The organism is Dysgonomonas sp. PH5-45 (assembly GCF_029893235.1).
Lineage (GTDB): Bacteria > Bacteroidota > Bacteroidia > Bacteroidales > Dysgonomonadaceae > UBA1309.
This window is the reverse complement of record NZ_JARXWE010000018.1, coordinates 1-17,031: the sequence shown is the minus strand read 5'-3', so window position 1 is coordinate 17,031 and position 17,031 is coordinate 1. Positions and strand designations below refer to the sequence as shown.

Annotated in this window: 10 protein-coding genes; 1 reads left to right on the top strand and 9 read right to left on the bottom strand. The window is 44.1% G+C overall.

Annotated elements, in window-relative coordinates:
* Nucleotides 1–87 precede the first annotated feature (87 nt).
* The 3 genes from M2132_RS07770 to M2132_RS07760 all read right to left on the bottom strand — a co-directional run bounded on the left by M2132_RS07770 (nucleotide 88) and on the right by M2132_RS07760 (nucleotide 4,371).
* Nucleotides 88–2,220, bottom strand: coding sequence for a peptidylprolyl isomerase (locus tag M2132_RS07770; RefSeq protein ID WP_280672817.1), 2,133 nt, complete (start codon nucleotides 2,218–2,220; stop codon nucleotides 88–90).
* Nucleotides 2,221–2,380: 160 nt separating this feature from the next.
* Nucleotides 2,381–2,998 carry an LPS export ABC transporter periplasmic protein LptC gene (gene lptC / locus M2132_RS07765; protein ID WP_280672818.1) on the bottom strand — a complete coding sequence of 206 codons (618 nt, stop codon included), beginning with the start codon at nucleotides 2,996–2,998 and terminating at the stop codon, nucleotides 2,381–2,383.
* Between the two features lie 56 nt (nucleotides 2,999–3,054).
* Nucleotides 3,055–4,371, bottom strand: coding sequence for an OmpP1/FadL family transporter (locus M2132_RS07760; RefSeq protein ID WP_280672819.1), 1,317 nt, complete (start codon nucleotides 4,369–4,371; stop codon nucleotides 3,055–3,057).
* Between the two features lie 298 nt (nucleotides 4,372–4,669).
* Here M2132_RS07760 and M2132_RS07755 point away from each other — a divergent pair, with 298 nt between their 5' ends.
* The gene (locus M2132_RS07755; RefSeq protein WP_280672820.1) at nucleotides 4,670–5,407 is read left to right on the top strand and encodes an archaeosortase/exosortase family protein; all 738 of its coding nucleotides are present in this window, start codon (nucleotides 4,670–4,672) and stop codon (nucleotides 5,405–5,407) included.
* On the opposite strand, the gene sprA is transcribed toward M2132_RS07755, so the two are convergent.
* From sprA to M2132_RS07725, 6 genes are all read right to left on the bottom strand, one after another.
* Complete coding sequence (sprA, locus tag M2132_RS07750; RefSeq protein ID WP_280672821.1) at nucleotides 5,391–12,899, bottom strand: cell surface protein SprA; 7,509 nt, start codon at nucleotides 12,897–12,899, stop codon at nucleotides 5,391–5,393. The genes M2132_RS07755 and sprA overlap by 17 nt on opposite strands.
* Before the next feature lie 73 nt (nucleotides 12,900–12,972).
* A complete protein-coding gene (ruvA, locus tag M2132_RS07745; RefSeq protein WP_280672822.1) occupies nucleotides 12,973–13,563 on the bottom strand; it encodes a Holliday junction branch migration protein RuvA in 591 nt (196 codons plus the stop codon).
* 123 nt (nucleotides 13,564–13,686) lie between these two features.
* Complete coding sequence (gene coaA, locus M2132_RS07740; RefSeq protein ID WP_280672823.1) at nucleotides 13,687–14,631, bottom strand: type I pantothenate kinase; 945 nt, start codon at nucleotides 14,629–14,631, stop codon at nucleotides 13,687–13,689.
* Nucleotides 14,632–14,638: 7 nt separating this feature from the next.
* Nucleotides 14,639–15,550 carry an acyltransferase family protein gene (locus tag M2132_RS07735; RefSeq protein ID WP_280672824.1) on the bottom strand — a complete coding sequence of 304 codons (912 nt, stop codon included), beginning with the start codon at nucleotides 15,548–15,550 and terminating at the stop codon, nucleotides 14,639–14,641.
* 12 nt (nucleotides 15,551–15,562) lie between these two features.
* Complete coding sequence (locus tag M2132_RS07730) at nucleotides 15,563–15,751, bottom strand: hypothetical protein (protein WP_280672825.1); 189 nt, start codon at nucleotides 15,749–15,751, stop codon at nucleotides 15,563–15,565.
* A gap of 2 nt (nucleotides 15,752–15,753) precedes the next feature.
* A complete protein-coding gene (locus M2132_RS07725; RefSeq protein WP_407932417.1) occupies nucleotides 15,754–16,995 on the bottom strand; it encodes a glutamate-5-semialdehyde dehydrogenase in 1,242 nt (413 codons plus the stop codon).
* Nucleotides 16,996–17,031 lie beyond the last annotated feature (36 nt).

Genomic DNA, 17,031 nt, shown 5'->3' with positions numbered 1-17,031 from the left:
GTTCTGTTCCAAACTTAATAAAAAAAAGCCTTCGGTGTAAAATAAATACCGAAGGCTTTTCCTTATATTTTTTTGTATCTCTCTGTGTTAGAAGAATCTCACACGGTTATCTTCTACTTTCACTTTCGTCCTCAAGCTCGACAGCATGTATCTGCTCATATAGTAATTGGTACGTTGCTGTGTCTCCATCTTTATCCGTTCCGGATTGTAGGTCATACCTTCTTGGTCGGCCTTGTTCAGCACGTTCAGTATTACTACACCGTTCTCACCTTTAAGAGGAGCTGTTGTTGTATTCAGTTTACCAACTTCGGCATAGACATTCATTATAGGTTCACGTCCCAAGCCCATTATGTTGGCCGTTCCGAAAGTAACAAAGCGGGTTGTATCAACTTTCGTATTCAAAGCCTGAGCATAAGCATCGAGTGTTTTCAGATTTTTCGCACTTAATTCGGCAATCATCTTTTCGGCTTTTTTGTTTTTGATAATTTCGGCTTTCAGTATATCTTCAACTTCCGATTGAGGCATATATTTGTCTTCTATCTCGGTTTTAATGAGGGCAACTATTCGTTGTTCCGAAAAGTCGAATTTCTTTACAGAACCAACTTTTTCGTTAAACGCCCAATGGATAACAGAGCGCGAACCACTCACATTACCGATATTATATTGCGAAGGCGAAATCAGAACATCCGACTCTAAGGTGTAGCCTTGTTCTTTCGCTGCTTTTTCGAAGTTTTTAGAATCGCCGTTGTCTGTCAAGAATTTATTTAATTCATTGTCCAGATTATTCATTGTGCGGTCGCTCACTACAACAGGAAGCACAACTTTTGCTATCTTCACTTTTTCTACCGGAGCGGTTTTATCTTCAACCCTCACTATCTGGATTACACCGGGCGATGTTTTCTTAAATACATCTTCTTTTGGAGCATTAAAGCAAGAGCTGATAAACTCTTTGTCCATATTGCTTTGAGCCAGCAATTGTTCTGTCACCCACATTCCTTGGCCTGCATTGGCATTACCTTGGTTCAGTTCGGTTGCAACCTGGGCAAAATCTTTTCCGCCTTTAATTACATTAAAAATACTATCGGCAAAGTTATTGCTTACTACCTTATCTGCTCCTTCCGGAATAAATATCATTTGCAGTTTCACAGAGTCGGCTCTGTTTGTTCTGTCAATAAAACGATAAACGCCATAGCTTTCGTCGCTTCTTACAGGACCTAAAATATCGCCGGCAGATGCAGCCTGCGCAAACTCCTTCAAGTTGGGAGCAAGCGAAGAAACAGACTCAAACACATCGCGGTAAGGTGTGTCCGAATAATCGGCTACCACCATCTCCGGATTGGTCGAAGCAGTCAGTTTTTCACGAACGGTGTTCGCTTCTTTTTCAACCACAGCATAATCGTCGGCACTTGGTATAAGATCTTTAACAAAGTACGAAACCTTTCTTAATTCGGTTTGCAACTTAAAGTTGTTTTTACGCTCCTTATAGAGAGCCGCTATTTCGGTATCGGCTACCTTGACAGTAGAATCGGGTATCGCGTCGTAGCGTTGAATAACGTAAGCGATGTCCGCTCTTTTCTTTGTTGCCTCAAACGTCGATTTGGCTTCCACATCGTTTACCAACATCGCCCCTGCTATCAGGGATGTATATTTTTCTTCAAGGCGTTGTGTTTTAATCATTCCGTGAATAACCTTCCACATAGCCTGCATAGATGCCAACTGCATTCTCTGCTCGTCGTCCTGCAATGAGGCAGGGTCGGTATTCAAAGAATTCATATATTGAGCAATTGCTTGCCTGTCTACGACGCCTGTTTGCGGGTCACCAAAAAACTGTTGAAGCACGGGCGAAATGTTCTGACCATAAATCATATCGCTCAGCTCTTCGTCGGTAACGATCAAGCCAAGTTTCTGAGCTTGCTCGCTCACAATCATTTCGTTTACCATCTGTTGGTAAATTTGTTCTCTAAGCTGAGTCGATTGGTCTTCACTTAAGTTAGATATTCCCATTCTCATCTTGTAGAACTCTTCCATTTCTGTTATCCTGTCTTGATATTCTTTTGTGGAAACAACATCTCCGTTCACAACAAAAGCCTTATCTCTAAACTTATTGAATAACGAGCTTCCCGAATTGAATAAGTCGCCGAGTATAAATGCCAATAAGGCAAGCCCCAGAATACCGATCAAAAGACCGGATCTCTTTCTAATACTTTGTAATGCAGCCATTTAAAACTTACTGTTATTTTTATTTTATATTGATTTTTCTTAAAAAATACAAATTAGCATGCGAATATAATAATTTTGAACCGAAAATGAATAACATATACCAAAAAAACAACATCATAACCATGCCTGTTGTCAGACATAACAATCCGTATTCAGGCTTCTAACGAGATTGGATTGTGTCGTTCACGGCAGTGTTTTCTGTATCATCGGGGGCGTAATAGTATCCTCCGTCGGGTTTCGAAGTACTAAACCAGCTCATTTGCTCGTTGGTTTTGAAGCCTATACCCTTCAGTATAGTTTCGCCCGGATTCAGATACTCAAAATATGAGTCGGACGAGATGGTACGTGTTTCCACGTTCCACACCAGTTCGTCGGTTTTAAGCTCCTTGCCTTCTATTGTTTTGATGTGCACATGCCCTTTCAGACGCCAATATTTTTGTCGTGTATAGTTCCATGCTGTGTCGGCCTTAACGGTGGCTTGCGGGCGCAAAAACGGGTCGAACTGCTCAAGGTATGCCCCATCGGGGAAATACCAGTGAGGGTTGCTTGCCTTATCCAGAATCTGATAGGTTTTGGCCACCAGTTTATAGCGGACGATTCCCGAATCGGATATGAGGATAGTTGCGCTGTCGGTGTCGATCGTTGGTACGGTTTCCTTATTATACTTCAAGGCAACCGTTTCTTTCGTTTCTTCGCTACAAGCCGAAAAAACAAATATAGCAACTCCTGCCAAAGCTGCTATATATAGTCTTTTTATATTTTTTCTGTTTAAAATCAAAATATTCTTACATTCCCTCTCCGAAAACAAAACGCAACGCGAACGGCGCGTCTGTTTTACTTGAACTTACGTCTCATAAACCACAATTCGTTGATATTTACATTGACCGATACGCCAAAGTATTGCTCATTTACCATGTTAGACATATCGCCTTTGAGTTTTGTGTACTCAAAGTTTATGTTCAGATAAGACGTGCGGTCGGAAAAAATATGATCCCGGATAGGAATACCGAAACCTATTGTTGCTCCATACTGCTTATAGCCGCCTATCCTGCCATCGGCATTCAAAACATTCATGTAAGAGTTAGAGTAGTTGATACCCCCTCTGAACTTCATCCGTTTAAAGATGCTACGTTCGTACGGATTTATGCAATATTCAACACCGGCATTCACCTTCCATCGGTTATTGAAACGATCTTTGCTCAGCATGCCATCGTTTATAAGAGTGTCGGTATTCACTTTCTCCCAAGCTTCGTACGTTACATCGGCTCCAAGAAGCAAACGGTTATCGCGGGCATAAGTTACCCCAAAGCCTATCGCCATCGGGAAACCTACATCCAAACCCGCGTGCGAGATTGTGTCGCCCGTCATCATCGAGCCCGACGAAGAATTCACCTTATAGGTGTTCTGCGTAATCTTACCCCTGCCCGTCATCTTGGGCGAAAACACCGCGCCAAGCGTAAGGGTTTGTATCTTAGACAAAGGCATTTCGTACTGAACGCCAAAATCTACTTTAGGGGAATTCAGCCTGAATTTTCTGTACTGGAAAGAAGTGTAAGGGTCGTTCTGAAGACCGTCCGATATAGACGGCACACTTCTGTCGTGCTTCAATGTACCAAACATGTAAGACACGTTGGCCCCTACCGATAGTCCGTTGAAAGGCTCATATGCCACACCTCCGTATAGTTGGCTGAAGCCACCCGAACCTTCGTGCGACTCTCTGTAAGCCACACCATTCAGATTCTGAACCTTGCCATATTTATATCCTACCGACGAAAAAGGAATAAGCCCAAAACTAAAGCCTACCCTCTTACTGAGAGGCATCAGCATGGTTATATAATCGAGCCCTCCGTTGTCTTTATTTATTTTATTCGTTCCATCGTCTAAGCGCACATTAGAGTAGCTCACCCCAAAATCGAGTATAAAAGTAAGGGAATCGACTTTCGAATACGAAGCAGGGTTGCCCGGATTTGCACTCAGATTGCTCCTCAACCCGTAACTGATACCGCCCATACCCCTTGATAGGCCAACCGAGCGGTCGTTCAATACACCATATCCATAGCGACTATATGGAGAGTTTGTACTTTGTGCAATGACTCCTATAGAAGAACAAAGCAGAATAACGATTAAAATCAGTTTATTTATTTTCTGCATTCTGTTTTATAAAAAATATAAGTAACTTTTTTTATTTTTTCGCTTACAAATGTATTGTTTTTTCGGATAGCTCCTACACGAAATGGTTTTTTACTAATCATAATATTTCCAAAATTCATATATCTTAACTTATTATGGACGACTAAAAGTTCCCGTCATCTGTTATTCATAAGTTATAGAAGCACACACAATTATATAAAATAACAAACAGGGCAGCACTGCTTCTTAAATAAAATTTACGGCAGCACTCATATTTCAACTTTATTTATACCTTTACCAAAGCAAAAATTAAAGATAAATGGCTTCCGAAATAAAAGTAACTCTGCGCAACACTCTGAAATCCTTATCGCCATTTAAGGATATACTATGGTTTTTGTTTTTGTTTATAGGCTTTGACCTTCTTTATAAGCTTTTTGTATCGGAAGGCGATACCGGCAGTTCGTTTATTTTTTTGGGCAGAGACCTTACCAGAGAGGTGTACCCTATATGCGAGATCGTAGCCAAATCGGTGTACTGGATGGTACACGACCTGTTCGGATACGAAACCTTCTCGCGCGAGGGGATTATCATCTACTTTCCCGATGCCCTACGCTTGCGTATTGTATGGGGCTGCACAAGCCTGAAGCAGATATTTATATTTGCCCTCATACTGATGTGCTACTACGGCCCTTGGCGCAAAAAACTATACTACGTGCCCTTAGCCATAATAGTACTTTGGGGCATTAACATACTCCGCATTTCGGTAACCGCGATACTCACCAAAAACGGATTCCCTACCGAATTTATAGCCTTCAACGAATGGTACAACCAACGCGTTTGGAGCGATACCCCCCAGATGCACCGCGTTTTCAGAAAAGACTGGTTTCAGTTGTTCCACAAAGATGTGTTCCGGTGGCTCTATTACGATGGCGTTGTTTTCTTGCTGTGGCTTTTGTGGCAAGAAAAATTTAACCTGCCATACCAGAAAAGGAAGTTGAAAGCGGAAGCAGAACCAACAGACCCTACCAAAGACTTACCGCCTACTGATTCAGAGTAAACCGGAGGCTGATACCGAAATTTGTATTTGTTGTAGGAACAGACGATGTGGAAATCAAAGGATCGTTCACTATTCTTTCCAGATATGCTTTCAGGGTCAGAGCCTTGCTCAGCGCGTAGTCGGCCGACAGGTTTATTGTCAGCTTGGTTGCACCCGAGGTTGCCTGTGTGTATCCCTCTATAATCTTGCGGATATAGGCATGTGTTTTGTTATACTTGAAGTCGGCCGAAATGTTCAGGTCGTTGTTAAACCCTTTGGTTTGCCTATCGGTAATACCTATCACACGGTTGAAGTTACTGATGCGATATCCCAATCCGAACACAAGCTCGTTGGTAAAGTTTTCCACAACCTGATAAGACGATGTGTTTAAGCTTACCGAGCGATTGTTGTTATATTTGGCACGCAGGGTCATGCTATTGTTGAGCGTACCTTCTGCTCCAAACAACGGATTGAAGGCCTCGGTCAAACTTACCGAAGGTATAACGTAGGGCGAAGAAGGCACAGCCTGCATCGTACCCGTTGTGCTGTTGCTCACAAAGCCCAAATCGCCGCTCATTTGCACCCAGTCGGACGCGGAACTGTACGCCCCTATCCGATACAGACACGTATAGGCATGCAACAGCTTGAACGATTTGAATTTATCTTTGAACCAAGGCACATGTATAAGCCCATCGTAGGTTATGGACCAGTTTGGCAACAGAGCCGTTAAGGTTGGGAAAAGGTTGAGCGATGCCGAACTCCCGCTTTTGCCCGTATAAGCGGCAAAGAACGCGGGAATCAGTACATCCGACGAGTTCTCGCTCAATGCCCCCGGTCTGTAATCAGCACCACCCATACCCGGCAATTGGGTAAAAAATCCACCGGTAGGATATTTCTTGCCTGCATATTGGTTCTCTATCCGTTGTGCTATCACACCGCGCATGGCAAGGAATTTATCGAACGTGGCGGAAGCATAGTTGTTCCTTGAACTGCTCGACTTCAGTGCCGACGACAGGGCGATGGTTGTCATCGAGAAGCTACCCCCGTACGTGCGCGGCATACCGTTTTGCATGTACTGAAATTCTGTACGGTCGGACGTTTCGCGCAGGGTTGTAAGGTCTATCTTCAAACCTCTTATAGGTTCGAGCTGTGCTTTGAACTCAAATCTTTCGGTTTGGTTATAAATGGCAGGCGATATACTTATAGAATCGTTATGGATAAGCATATCGTTGGCCAACAGTTTGTCTATATAGCTTTCGCCCCCGGCAAAACCAAAAGCAAAATCAAGACCCGGAGCCAAGCCGAAATCCGAATTCGTATCGCGTTGCCCAAACACATCGCCCACTTGCGATTTATAGCCCGAAATAGAGGTTTCCTGACGGCGCGAATAGTTGAAAGAAAGCGAACGAACCGACATCAACCCACGCGATGCGTATTGAGCCACTTTATACCATGTGTTCTCTTCGGGGTCGGGCCCTTGAAGTATGCTGATGTTTATGGCAACCGAATCTTTGTTTTGTATGGCTATCGTATTCTTATCTATTTTTTTAAACTTGACCATATACCGCCGTAAACTGTCGATACGGGCTGTTACTTTTATGTTTTTGGTATTCAGGTTGTGCTTCACGATGGTTACACTATCGGTATTGAGCTTGACCTGACGTTCAAATTTTTTCTTTTTCTCTGCCTTTTGCGCTTGCTGCGGACGGTTTCGGTTACTTGCGCTGCTTCGCGACGATGAGTCGAACTTCTGGTTCACCTTCTTCAAAAAATCGAACTTGTTGTAGAACGATACCAGATTGAGGCGGTTGTTGAGCGTGTAGGTAACACTGTTATAGAGCGAGTTTCCTGTTTGCAGGTCTTCTTCGGCATCGGCTCCCCTATCCCACCTATAAGTGGCGTCGTAGTTGGCCGAACTGCTTATCCAGTCCAAAAACGGAATATTGTTTGTGGGCAGGGTATAAGTAAGCTTGGCCGATTGTTTGTACGACAGGGGTGTTCCCAGATTCTTTATACTCTGCATAACGGAGTCTTTCCAGACTTCATACTCGTCACGATAGAGCGATTTGTTTACCGGTAAGTAAGGCTCTTCAATCTCGGCACGGGTTCCCGATTGGAAACTGAATTTAAGGTTCTTCAAGAAATCCCAACTCAAACTGAATTCCCTATCCCAATAAAACTCCTGGCTGAATGTCAGATACTGGTTGCTGTTGGCTCCTCCGTCCTCCAAAGTATAACTTTCCATATCGCGCATCATGGTTTCGGTATAGTTACGGGTTATGTACGAACCCAAACTTATATTGTTTGGCAGATAAGAAAAGCCTAACGATTTCAAGTATTTAGTTATAGGAGCCTTACTCTTCGAGTTTTTGAAAGGTTCCCAAGGTTTGGCCTGAGGACTGTAGTTATAATTCAGGTTCAGGGCATAGTTTTTCGCTATATCGTACTTAACAGTCGGTTCGCTGGCATCCGTACGGCTGTACGCGTATCCGAAGGTAAAGTTGGCAGGGTCGTAAGGCATTGGTGTTTTACTCTTTATATCCACCTTTGCATTAGTAATGCTGAAACTCTTGGTTGTTGTTTTGGTTTGAGCCAGATTCTTGATAGAGTCTTTCTCGGCTTTAGTACTCACCAAAGAGAGAGCCTCATCGAGGGTCACATCCTGATCCAGAGGGTCGTACTTGGGCGTTGACGTCTGATTGGAATAGGCATAATAGATAGGAACCGAAACCTTTGCTTTTTCGGGCAAGAGCTTACCTACATCTATATTAGTAGAGAAGTTAACCATCGAATAGTCGTCTATCCGGCGTTCGGTCAGGCTTTGCTCCAAAGACCCGAAGCCCGAAGTCTCCTTCCGTCCCGATACATTTATTGTAGCCAGGTCCGAAAGGTTTACACTCAAGCTACCTTGTGCCGCCCATCCGCCTTCTTCGTCAAAATCCGTCAAGCGGAGTTCGTTTACCCATACCTCGCCCGACTTCGTATCGCGCGAATTGTTGCGAACACCTATCATCAGCACCTTCACTTCGGCAAGCGACGGGTTACCTATCACCGATATCTTGTTTTGTGGGTTTTCGGGGTCTTTTTCGGAATGGAGGGTAGAATAAGACACCGTAGAACCGGCCTTACGTTTTTCGCGGTTTCTGCTCAGTTTTACATTTTTGAGCGATTCGAGCGCAAAGTCGAACATGTTCGATTCCGGCCACACTATTTTGCGGTGTGCCGAACTATTGTTGCTATACACTCCGGCAGGAGTTACGGCAAGAGGTATCTCGTACTCGTAATAGTTATTCTTGTAGTCCGATCCTAAGCGGATGAATACCGACAATTCGCCCTTGTTCAAACCTATCGGGTCGTTCACAACTTCCTCGACATGCGAGAACATCTGCAAACGCTTGTAACGGCGGAGGTCTAAGGCTGTGCTGCGGTAAATGGCACGCGAGTCGCCGGTGGTAAGCTTATCTACACGTAGAGACATTGCCTGCTCGTTCAGCTGCGTAAGCTGCGGCTGGTTGGGGTCTGTCATACGCGACACACCGGGAGGCATGATATAGTTTACCGGCTCTTTCTTAGAGTTTTCTTCTATGTTTATAGTTGTTGTGTTCAGCGTTCCGTTGCCAAGAGGCACATTAGGCTCTAAGGCTCCCGAATAGACACGCCAGTCGCCACGTACCATTTCTAACGAAGCAAAGCGCAGATACACGGGTTCGGCAAACTGAGTGAGGTACATACGGGCAAAGCGGATGGATTTGAATCCATTGATTTTCCCTACTTTGTCGTCAGGTTCCTTAATCGGAATCTTGAACTGATACCATGTTATATCTTCGGTGTCTCCGTTACGTAGTTTTATGGGTATGGTCTGCTGGTCTACTATATATTTATTCCGCGTATCGTCTACACCCATGCCGGGGTATAGTTCAACCTTATATTCGTAAAACGATTCGGTTTCGGTCATCGTATTGTCGCTGTCTATATCTTCCACATCGGGGGTGCTACGGGCTGTACCGGCAAGGTTGTCTTGGCCGGGTACCGGTGTGGAGTTGCCTTCCGTACCGTTGTAATATTTGTAACGGTCAAGAACGCTTACTTGGTTGCGGTCGTAATCGTTGCCCCTGTAATAATGGTAGTTATCGCCACCGGGGTCGTTAAGAGGCGAAAAAGGATCGTCTTCCATCCGTCTAATAGTTTCGGCGGGTAGCTTTGCCCTGATAGATTCGATATAAGCCTTATACGAATGGTGTTCTTTTTCTTGTTCGGTACTCAATCCGTTAAGCCCTACGTCTTGTTTAGAGCTGTTGTTTACATCGAAAGCATAGACGGTAGATTGCTGTGAAGGAACACGCCCCCAATTGTTTTCTATATATTTAGTTACATCGCCATCGGTAGGTAGCCCGTTTTCGTAAAACTTGCGTCCGTCTTTCAGTATATCTTCCGATATTTCGCCGAGGTTGATGTAAAGCTCCCCTCCCCCGTTATAGAATTCGTCTTTCCGCTTGGGGTCGTTGTTATAGACAAAGGGATCCATCAGCCAGAACTCGATATACTCGATATTCTGAGCCTCGAAGTCTTTGCTGTCGAAACGGCGCATGATACCTCCCCAGCGTTTTTCGGGATTGCTCAATGTTCCATCATCGTTCATTCCCGCGGCATCAAGGTTGTAAGGCCCGCGTTGCATGGGGTAGTACGATATGTTGAGGGGCGTCAGCGACGCGTTTTCGTTATAAGCCTGATCGCGGTTTGGGTATATCTCGCTTACCTTTATTTCGCGTACAAAGTGTAGCGACTGCTGGTCTTTGTCGTCCTTTATGTGTTGAGGTGTCAGCGACGAGTTTTTACGGTTGAACAAAGGGTCTATGCCAAACCAAGCTATATGCGCACGATTTTTTCCATAGTCTACATTATCGACCAAAGAGGCTTCAGGGAACATGCTTTTTTTGTTAGGGGTAGAAGCCAAAGACCAATAACTGGGGTAACGTATATCTATGCTCGACTTGGCCGACTCGAAGTCATCAATAAACGAGTAGCCACCCGTATATTCGTTTTCGTAATGCCCCGGTATGAGCTGGGCAAATTCGGCATTAAGAGCTATGCTCGACGGTGCGGTTGCATTATAAAACGGCAGCTTGTCTACCAGATTGGTAAGCCACTGCGACTCTGTGCGGTACGACATATTCAGCCCCCAGATTGTATTCTTGAGCGACTCGCTGCCTACCTCGGTTTTGGTTGTCAGCGGTTTTTCCGAAAGGTGCATTATGGTTCCGCCTATCGTGAAGTCTTTACTGAAATCGTAACTCAGGTTCAGCCCCAAAACCGTTTTGCGCTGCATGCTGAACAGCGACTGGTTCTCTAAAGACACCGTTAGCGGAGTGGCACTGTTTGAATAGGCATCGTTGATGATGGTTACCTGCCCCATCAGATAATCGACCGTATAATCGACCCCTTCGGTGAGTACAATGCCCCCACTCTTAACAACAACCGACCCCTTGGCCACATTCGTGGCATTGAGGCTTATGGTTCCCGTAGAAGTAGATTTGTACGAACCACTTATCTTAAACTTATTCTTCTCGGCAACCTGTTGTGCCTCGGTAAGCGTGGAGTTGTACAACTCTTTGTAAACGTATTTATTGGAGATAATTGTATCGCCTATAACATTCTCTAAGTGAGAACCAAAAGGTTCTACCACCGGAAATATTATGCGCCCGTTTGACGAAAGCACGGTGTATCCCTCAACAAAGTCGAAGATACCATCGGGGTGTGCCGCCTTTTTAGTGTTAAGCCTGTCGAGCCCCATCACCCTCAGTAGTAGCGAGTCTTTTATATTTCCGTCCTGTATATAGTTTACGTATGTTCCCGTTGTATCGCTCTGGTAAGAGATATTTAGGCGGAAGCGGTCTTCCTGCACGCCATAAGCATTGAGCGAATAAACGTTTTTCATCATCAAATCCCACGTATAGGCATCGGGCGATAGTGCCACGGGTTTCAGAAGCTTCAGTATCAGAGCTCCCCCCACAAGGGCATCGGTGGTTACCGAAGTAGAATCGCGGTAGGTATCGGTAACTTCGGACGACATCTCACCTACATTGTAAGTCGTGCCCTGTATTTCGTATTTATAGGCCACAGCCAGAACCTCGTCCGATTGTAAAGCACTCTTCAGCGAAATAAACCCTGTTTCGGGGGTATACGTATATTCCGAAGGTGACAACAGGCGCGCGTTTTCTACTTTTTCGTAGTCTAACCCGCTTTCAAGCCCTACCTGATTCTGCAATATATTATTAACCTGACTTATATCCCTGATGCCGGAGTAAGTTCCCGTCATGCTCGAATACAGACTGTTAGCCCTGTTTTGAGGTGGAGCCGATGCCGACAACAGAGGTGTCCATTTATCGTTCTTTATCTTGCCTGTCTCTCCTAAATCGGCAAAAGCTACAATGTTGCGCGCTTGGTCATAGTTGCCCCGTTTGTTTGTTATCCAAACCTCCATCTCTTTAATCCTCACCTGCGATTTCACGGTTGGCAGCGACGACATGGCATAGTCGTAATTGTCGCGGAAATAATGCCCTAAAAAGAAGTGGCGGTTTTCGTCATATTGGTCGGCCATGAACTCGAAAGGAGTGGTTTGTATGCCACCCTGCGAACCCACGGTTTGCGATTGTGCTTCCTGCTGCGACACCACAGCACTCACTTTAAATTTACCAAACTGGAGGTCGGAACGGATACCGAACAGCGACGAGCTTCCGTTTATCAGCGAGTTGGTGGTTTGCATTGAGATATTACCGGCTTCCAAGCGTTTCACTATCTCGTCTTCTTTGCCTTCGTAGCCAAGCTTCAGTTTTTTTGAATCGAAATCGAATGTACTACCCGTATCGTAGTTCATATCGAAATTCACTTTGTCGCCTACGGATGCCTTTACGTTCAGTTTTATTTCTTCGTCAAAGTCAAACATCATGCGGCTTCGGTTCTTTTCCGATATCGAAGGGTCGTCTCTGAAAGAGTGCTTCATACCCATTTTCACCTCAACATACCCTTGGGTTTTAACACGAACGCCACCCGGACCGAATATCCTTTCGGCAGCACCCAGACTTATTTTCACATCCCGTAACGAGAAGTCGCCAGCCGTATCTTTTCCCTGTTCGGCTACGTATTTGGTTTTGAAGTAGTCGCTCATCGAACGGTTGAGCATATAATCGTGATACTCGCGCGGAGTCATGGTCATGGTTGTTGTCCACTCTCCGTCCCCGACTTTTGTACGGAACAGGTACATCTTCAGCAAGTCGTCGTAAACGACTTCGCTCTGAATGTTAGAAGGGTCGCGCAAATCGATTGGAGGTTTTACATTTAAGTCCTCAACGGTTTGAGGCTGTGTTTTCTTCACATCAAAACGCACCTTCGAGTCGTCCTGCGATGGCGGCGGGGTTTGCTGCACGTCCATGCTTCCGCTCATCAAAGACACAGGAAAGCTGCTCAATTGCCCGCCTTGGGTTAAAGCCCAAATGCTCAAGCAACTGACAAACACAGTCAACAATAATATGTTTTTATACGCCTTTTTCAATACAGAAAAACAATGTATTTATCACCCTTCCAGTAACTTAAAGCATCTTCAAAGCCTGTTTAATTACCTGCTCTATGGTGCTATCGGGTTTTTCTTTTAATATTTTATTCACAACCTTTTGCGATGCCGCTTGCGCAAAACCAAGCATAACGAGCGCCGCTACCGATTCTTCGGTCAATACAGAATTTGCAACAACCCCTTGAGGCGAGCCGATAAGGCCATCGCCTACGGTTTTTATCTTGTCTTTCAAATCTACAATGATTCTCTGTGCGGTTTTCAGGCCGATGCCTTTTACCGTTTTCAGTATATCGGCATTGCCCGAAGCGATAACGTTTTCGAGTTCACTTGCCGACATCGACGAGAGTATCATCCGTGCCGTACTTGCCCCCACGCCCGAAACAGAGATAAGCAACATAAACAAGTCGCGCTCACGCTTATCGAAAAAGCCAAAAAGCTGGTAAGCGTCCTCGCGAATAGCCTCATAAACATAGAGCCTACTCTCTTTTTTCCCCCTAAGGGCTGTATATGTATTGAGCGATATTTGAAGGAAGTAACCGATACCCGCCGTCTCGACAGTTGCCGAAGCCGGTGTCAATTCTTCAATCGTCCCTTTTATATAATCAATCATACAAAGTATAAATAGTACAGGCTTAAACTATCTTAACCTGAAAATAATAACGCTAAAAAACACGATTACGTATATATTGAAGTGCAAAAATATCATTTTCTATCTTTCCTCGGGCAAATTCTGCTATCGTCTCAGGCGTACATAATCAATGACATGCTCCTTCCCCTTATGGATAATAAGGCTTGCCCTTTCGCGGGTGGGTAGTATATTACGCCGCAGATTTTTCCGGTTAATTTCGCGCCAGATTGTTTTTGCCATTTTTGTGGCTTCGCTCTCCGTCAGCTTGGTATAGCTATGGAAATAGGATTGCGGGTTGGCAAAAGCCCCCTCCCTGAATTTAAGGAAACGCGATACATACCAGTCTTCCAGCATCTCTTCCTCGGCATCTACATAAATAGAAAAATCGACAAAGTCTGATACAAAAACACGGGGCTTGTCGTGAGGGTAATCCATTCCGCTCTGCAATACATTAAGGCCTTCAAGAATCAGAATATCGGGTTGATTTATTTCCTCGTACTCGTCGGGAACAATATCGTAAACCAAATGCGAATAAATAGGAGCTTTTACACTACTATTGCCCGACTTTACGTCTACCATAAACTGCAACAACCGCTGTATGTTGTACGACTGCGGAAAGCCTTTTTTCAGCATCAGCCCCTTTTCTTCCAACACATCGTTCGGGTATAAAAAGCCATCGGTAGTTACCAAAGCAACCTTCGTATGCTCTTTCCACCGGCTGAGCAATGCCTGTAAGACGCGCGCAGCAGTGCTTTTTCCGGCCGACACGCTTCCGGCAATGCTTATGATGAAAGGGATTTTTTTGTTCTCTTCGCTCAAGAAGTTCATTATCGCAGCCTGTCGCGAGGTGGTTGCATTGACGTAATAATTCAGCAAACGCGACAATGGCAAATAAATATCCTCTACGTCGCCAATAGAAATCTCCTCATTGATGCCCTTCAGTGTTGCTAACTCTCCTTCGGTCAGCGTCAAGGGTTCCGAGTCGCGGAGCGCCGCCCACTTCTGCCGCGAGAAACTCATATACGGACTGGCTGGTACTTTATTATTCATTATGGAGTTATATAAAAATCTTTATCCGTTTATTAACAATTACAATTACGCTTGCCAAAAGGATTGTAAGAAATATTATTTCGGGAAGCAATATATAACGTTCACCCGATGTACCAGAAAGAACAAACTCCAAGACAAGCATGTGCGAGAAATATATCCCCGAAGGCAAATTGCTCTGTATATAATCCGGTTTATCACTATATTTAGGAAAAAACATGACTAATATAAATAGAAGCGCACACAGGGGTAATAAAGACAAATAAATATCCATACCCCATTTATTTTTGAAACCAATATACACTTCCGCAAAAAGGGTTACGCTAAACAAAAGGGCAAGACCCAGAATTACTATTTTATACTTGCTCAGTTTAGATATAATATCTTTTTGTTTCAGGAAATATCCCATAAATACAAAGGGAAACCCTTCAAAGAAACAATTCCGATACACTATTGCCGAGTATTGTTCGGGCAAGGCTGTAAAATTCTGGATATAATATCCTATCACAACAAACACACAAACAAGCCCCAATGTAAGATGAATATTTATTTTCATCTTTCTCACAGCATACACTATCAAAACAGCTCCAATCAGAGCCGGAACATACCATAAATGAATGCCCCCGGTAAGGAAGGCTGTAATAACATCCGGAAATTTAAGTCCGCCATATATGAGAGTCCAAACCACATAAACCAAAAACAAGTGCAGAATGTAGTTCCATACTTTTTTACCATCATCAATAAAACGATCTATAAAATAACCGTTAATTATAAAAAAACATGGCACTGCTATCCGTGCCAAACCGTTCGATATTTCGTAAGCAACAAATATGCGCCCGTAGGTAAGAGGCTGCAAATGTATAAGTATAACTAAGATACTTAGTAGCAGTTTAAAATAGTCTAATGTAAGGTTTCGTTGCATATTCAAATTAAGTTATTCGTTCAGATAATCTTTTTTCAGATTCTTACGGCTATATACTTTTTTGCTTTTGTGTATCTTGTTTACAGCCACCCAACCGGCCGATTGTTCCAACTGTATTTCGCGGTCGGCTTTCTTTACGGCTTTTATATAATCGTCTATATTTATGGTTCGTTTTTTATTGTTTTTCTTTTTCCTCTTCATTTCTAATTTTCTCTTATTTGCCCCTCACCTTCCACAATCCATTTATGGGTACAAAGACCCTCTAATCCGACGGGGCCTCTGGCATGGAGTTTCTGGACGCTGACGCCAACTTCGCCACCCAAGCCAAACTGCTGACCATCGGTAAATGCGGTTGAAGCATTAACATAAACACAGGCAGCATCCACCAAAGTTCTGAACAACGCAATGGCATCTGCGCTCTCCGCCACAACAGCTTCGCTGTGCTTGCCTCCATACTGTGAAATATGCCTCAAGGCTTCTTCTATGTTCGAGACCGTTTTTACCGCCATCTTATAATCCAAGAACTCTGTACCATAGCTATCGGCGGAGGCTTCTTCCAGCAAACTGTCGGGATAACTGCCCCGCAAGGCCGCATACGCATGACGGTCGGCGTAAATAATAACATCGTTGTCGCGTAAACCCCGGCAAAGATATGGCAAATCATTCAATCTGTCTTTATCTATGACCAAACAATCGAGTGTATTGCACGCATTTATACGTCTTATTTTTGCATTGGTGATGATTTTTTGTCCTGTTTCGGCTTTTCCGCTCGAATGAAAATAAGTGTGACACACACCCGCGCCCGTTTCTATAACAGGCATACGGGCATCCCGGCAAACAACATCAATCAGCGCCCTACCCCCTTTAGGCACAATCAGGTCGATAAAACCCTTGGCTTGCAGCAATTCGCTCATCGTTTCCTTATGGTTGGGCAACAAAATACAAACATTCGGATTCAAGCCGCATTCATCGAGCACACTGCGTATTATATCAACAATGGCTTGGTTAGAGTACTTCATACTTGCATCACCTTTCAGCACACAAGCATTTGCCGATTTGAAGCAAAGAGAAAAAACCTCAAAGCACGCGTACGGACCGGTTTCGAACACAACACCAACCACCCCGAAAGGGACTGCCGTTTTACATAATCGCAAGCCATTTGGCAACGTAGTATTCTCTATTTGCTTCCCTGTGGGAGAAGGCAATTCTATTACCCCACGGATATCTTCGGCAATCCGTAGCAACGTTTCTTCGGTCAGTTGCAATTTAGCATACCGGAGGCTTTCTTTATCGTCTATACGATCCAAATCCTTTTGATTTTCGGCAAGTATATAAAAAGCCTTTGCTTGCACTTCGTCCGCTATGGCTTCAAGAATTTCATTAATTATGCGAATCAGTAGTTGAAACAATTCGCTGATTTGTTTAGTTAAATTATTTATTATCAATGAAATAAGCGCACCAAATATTTGCTCAATCTCTTG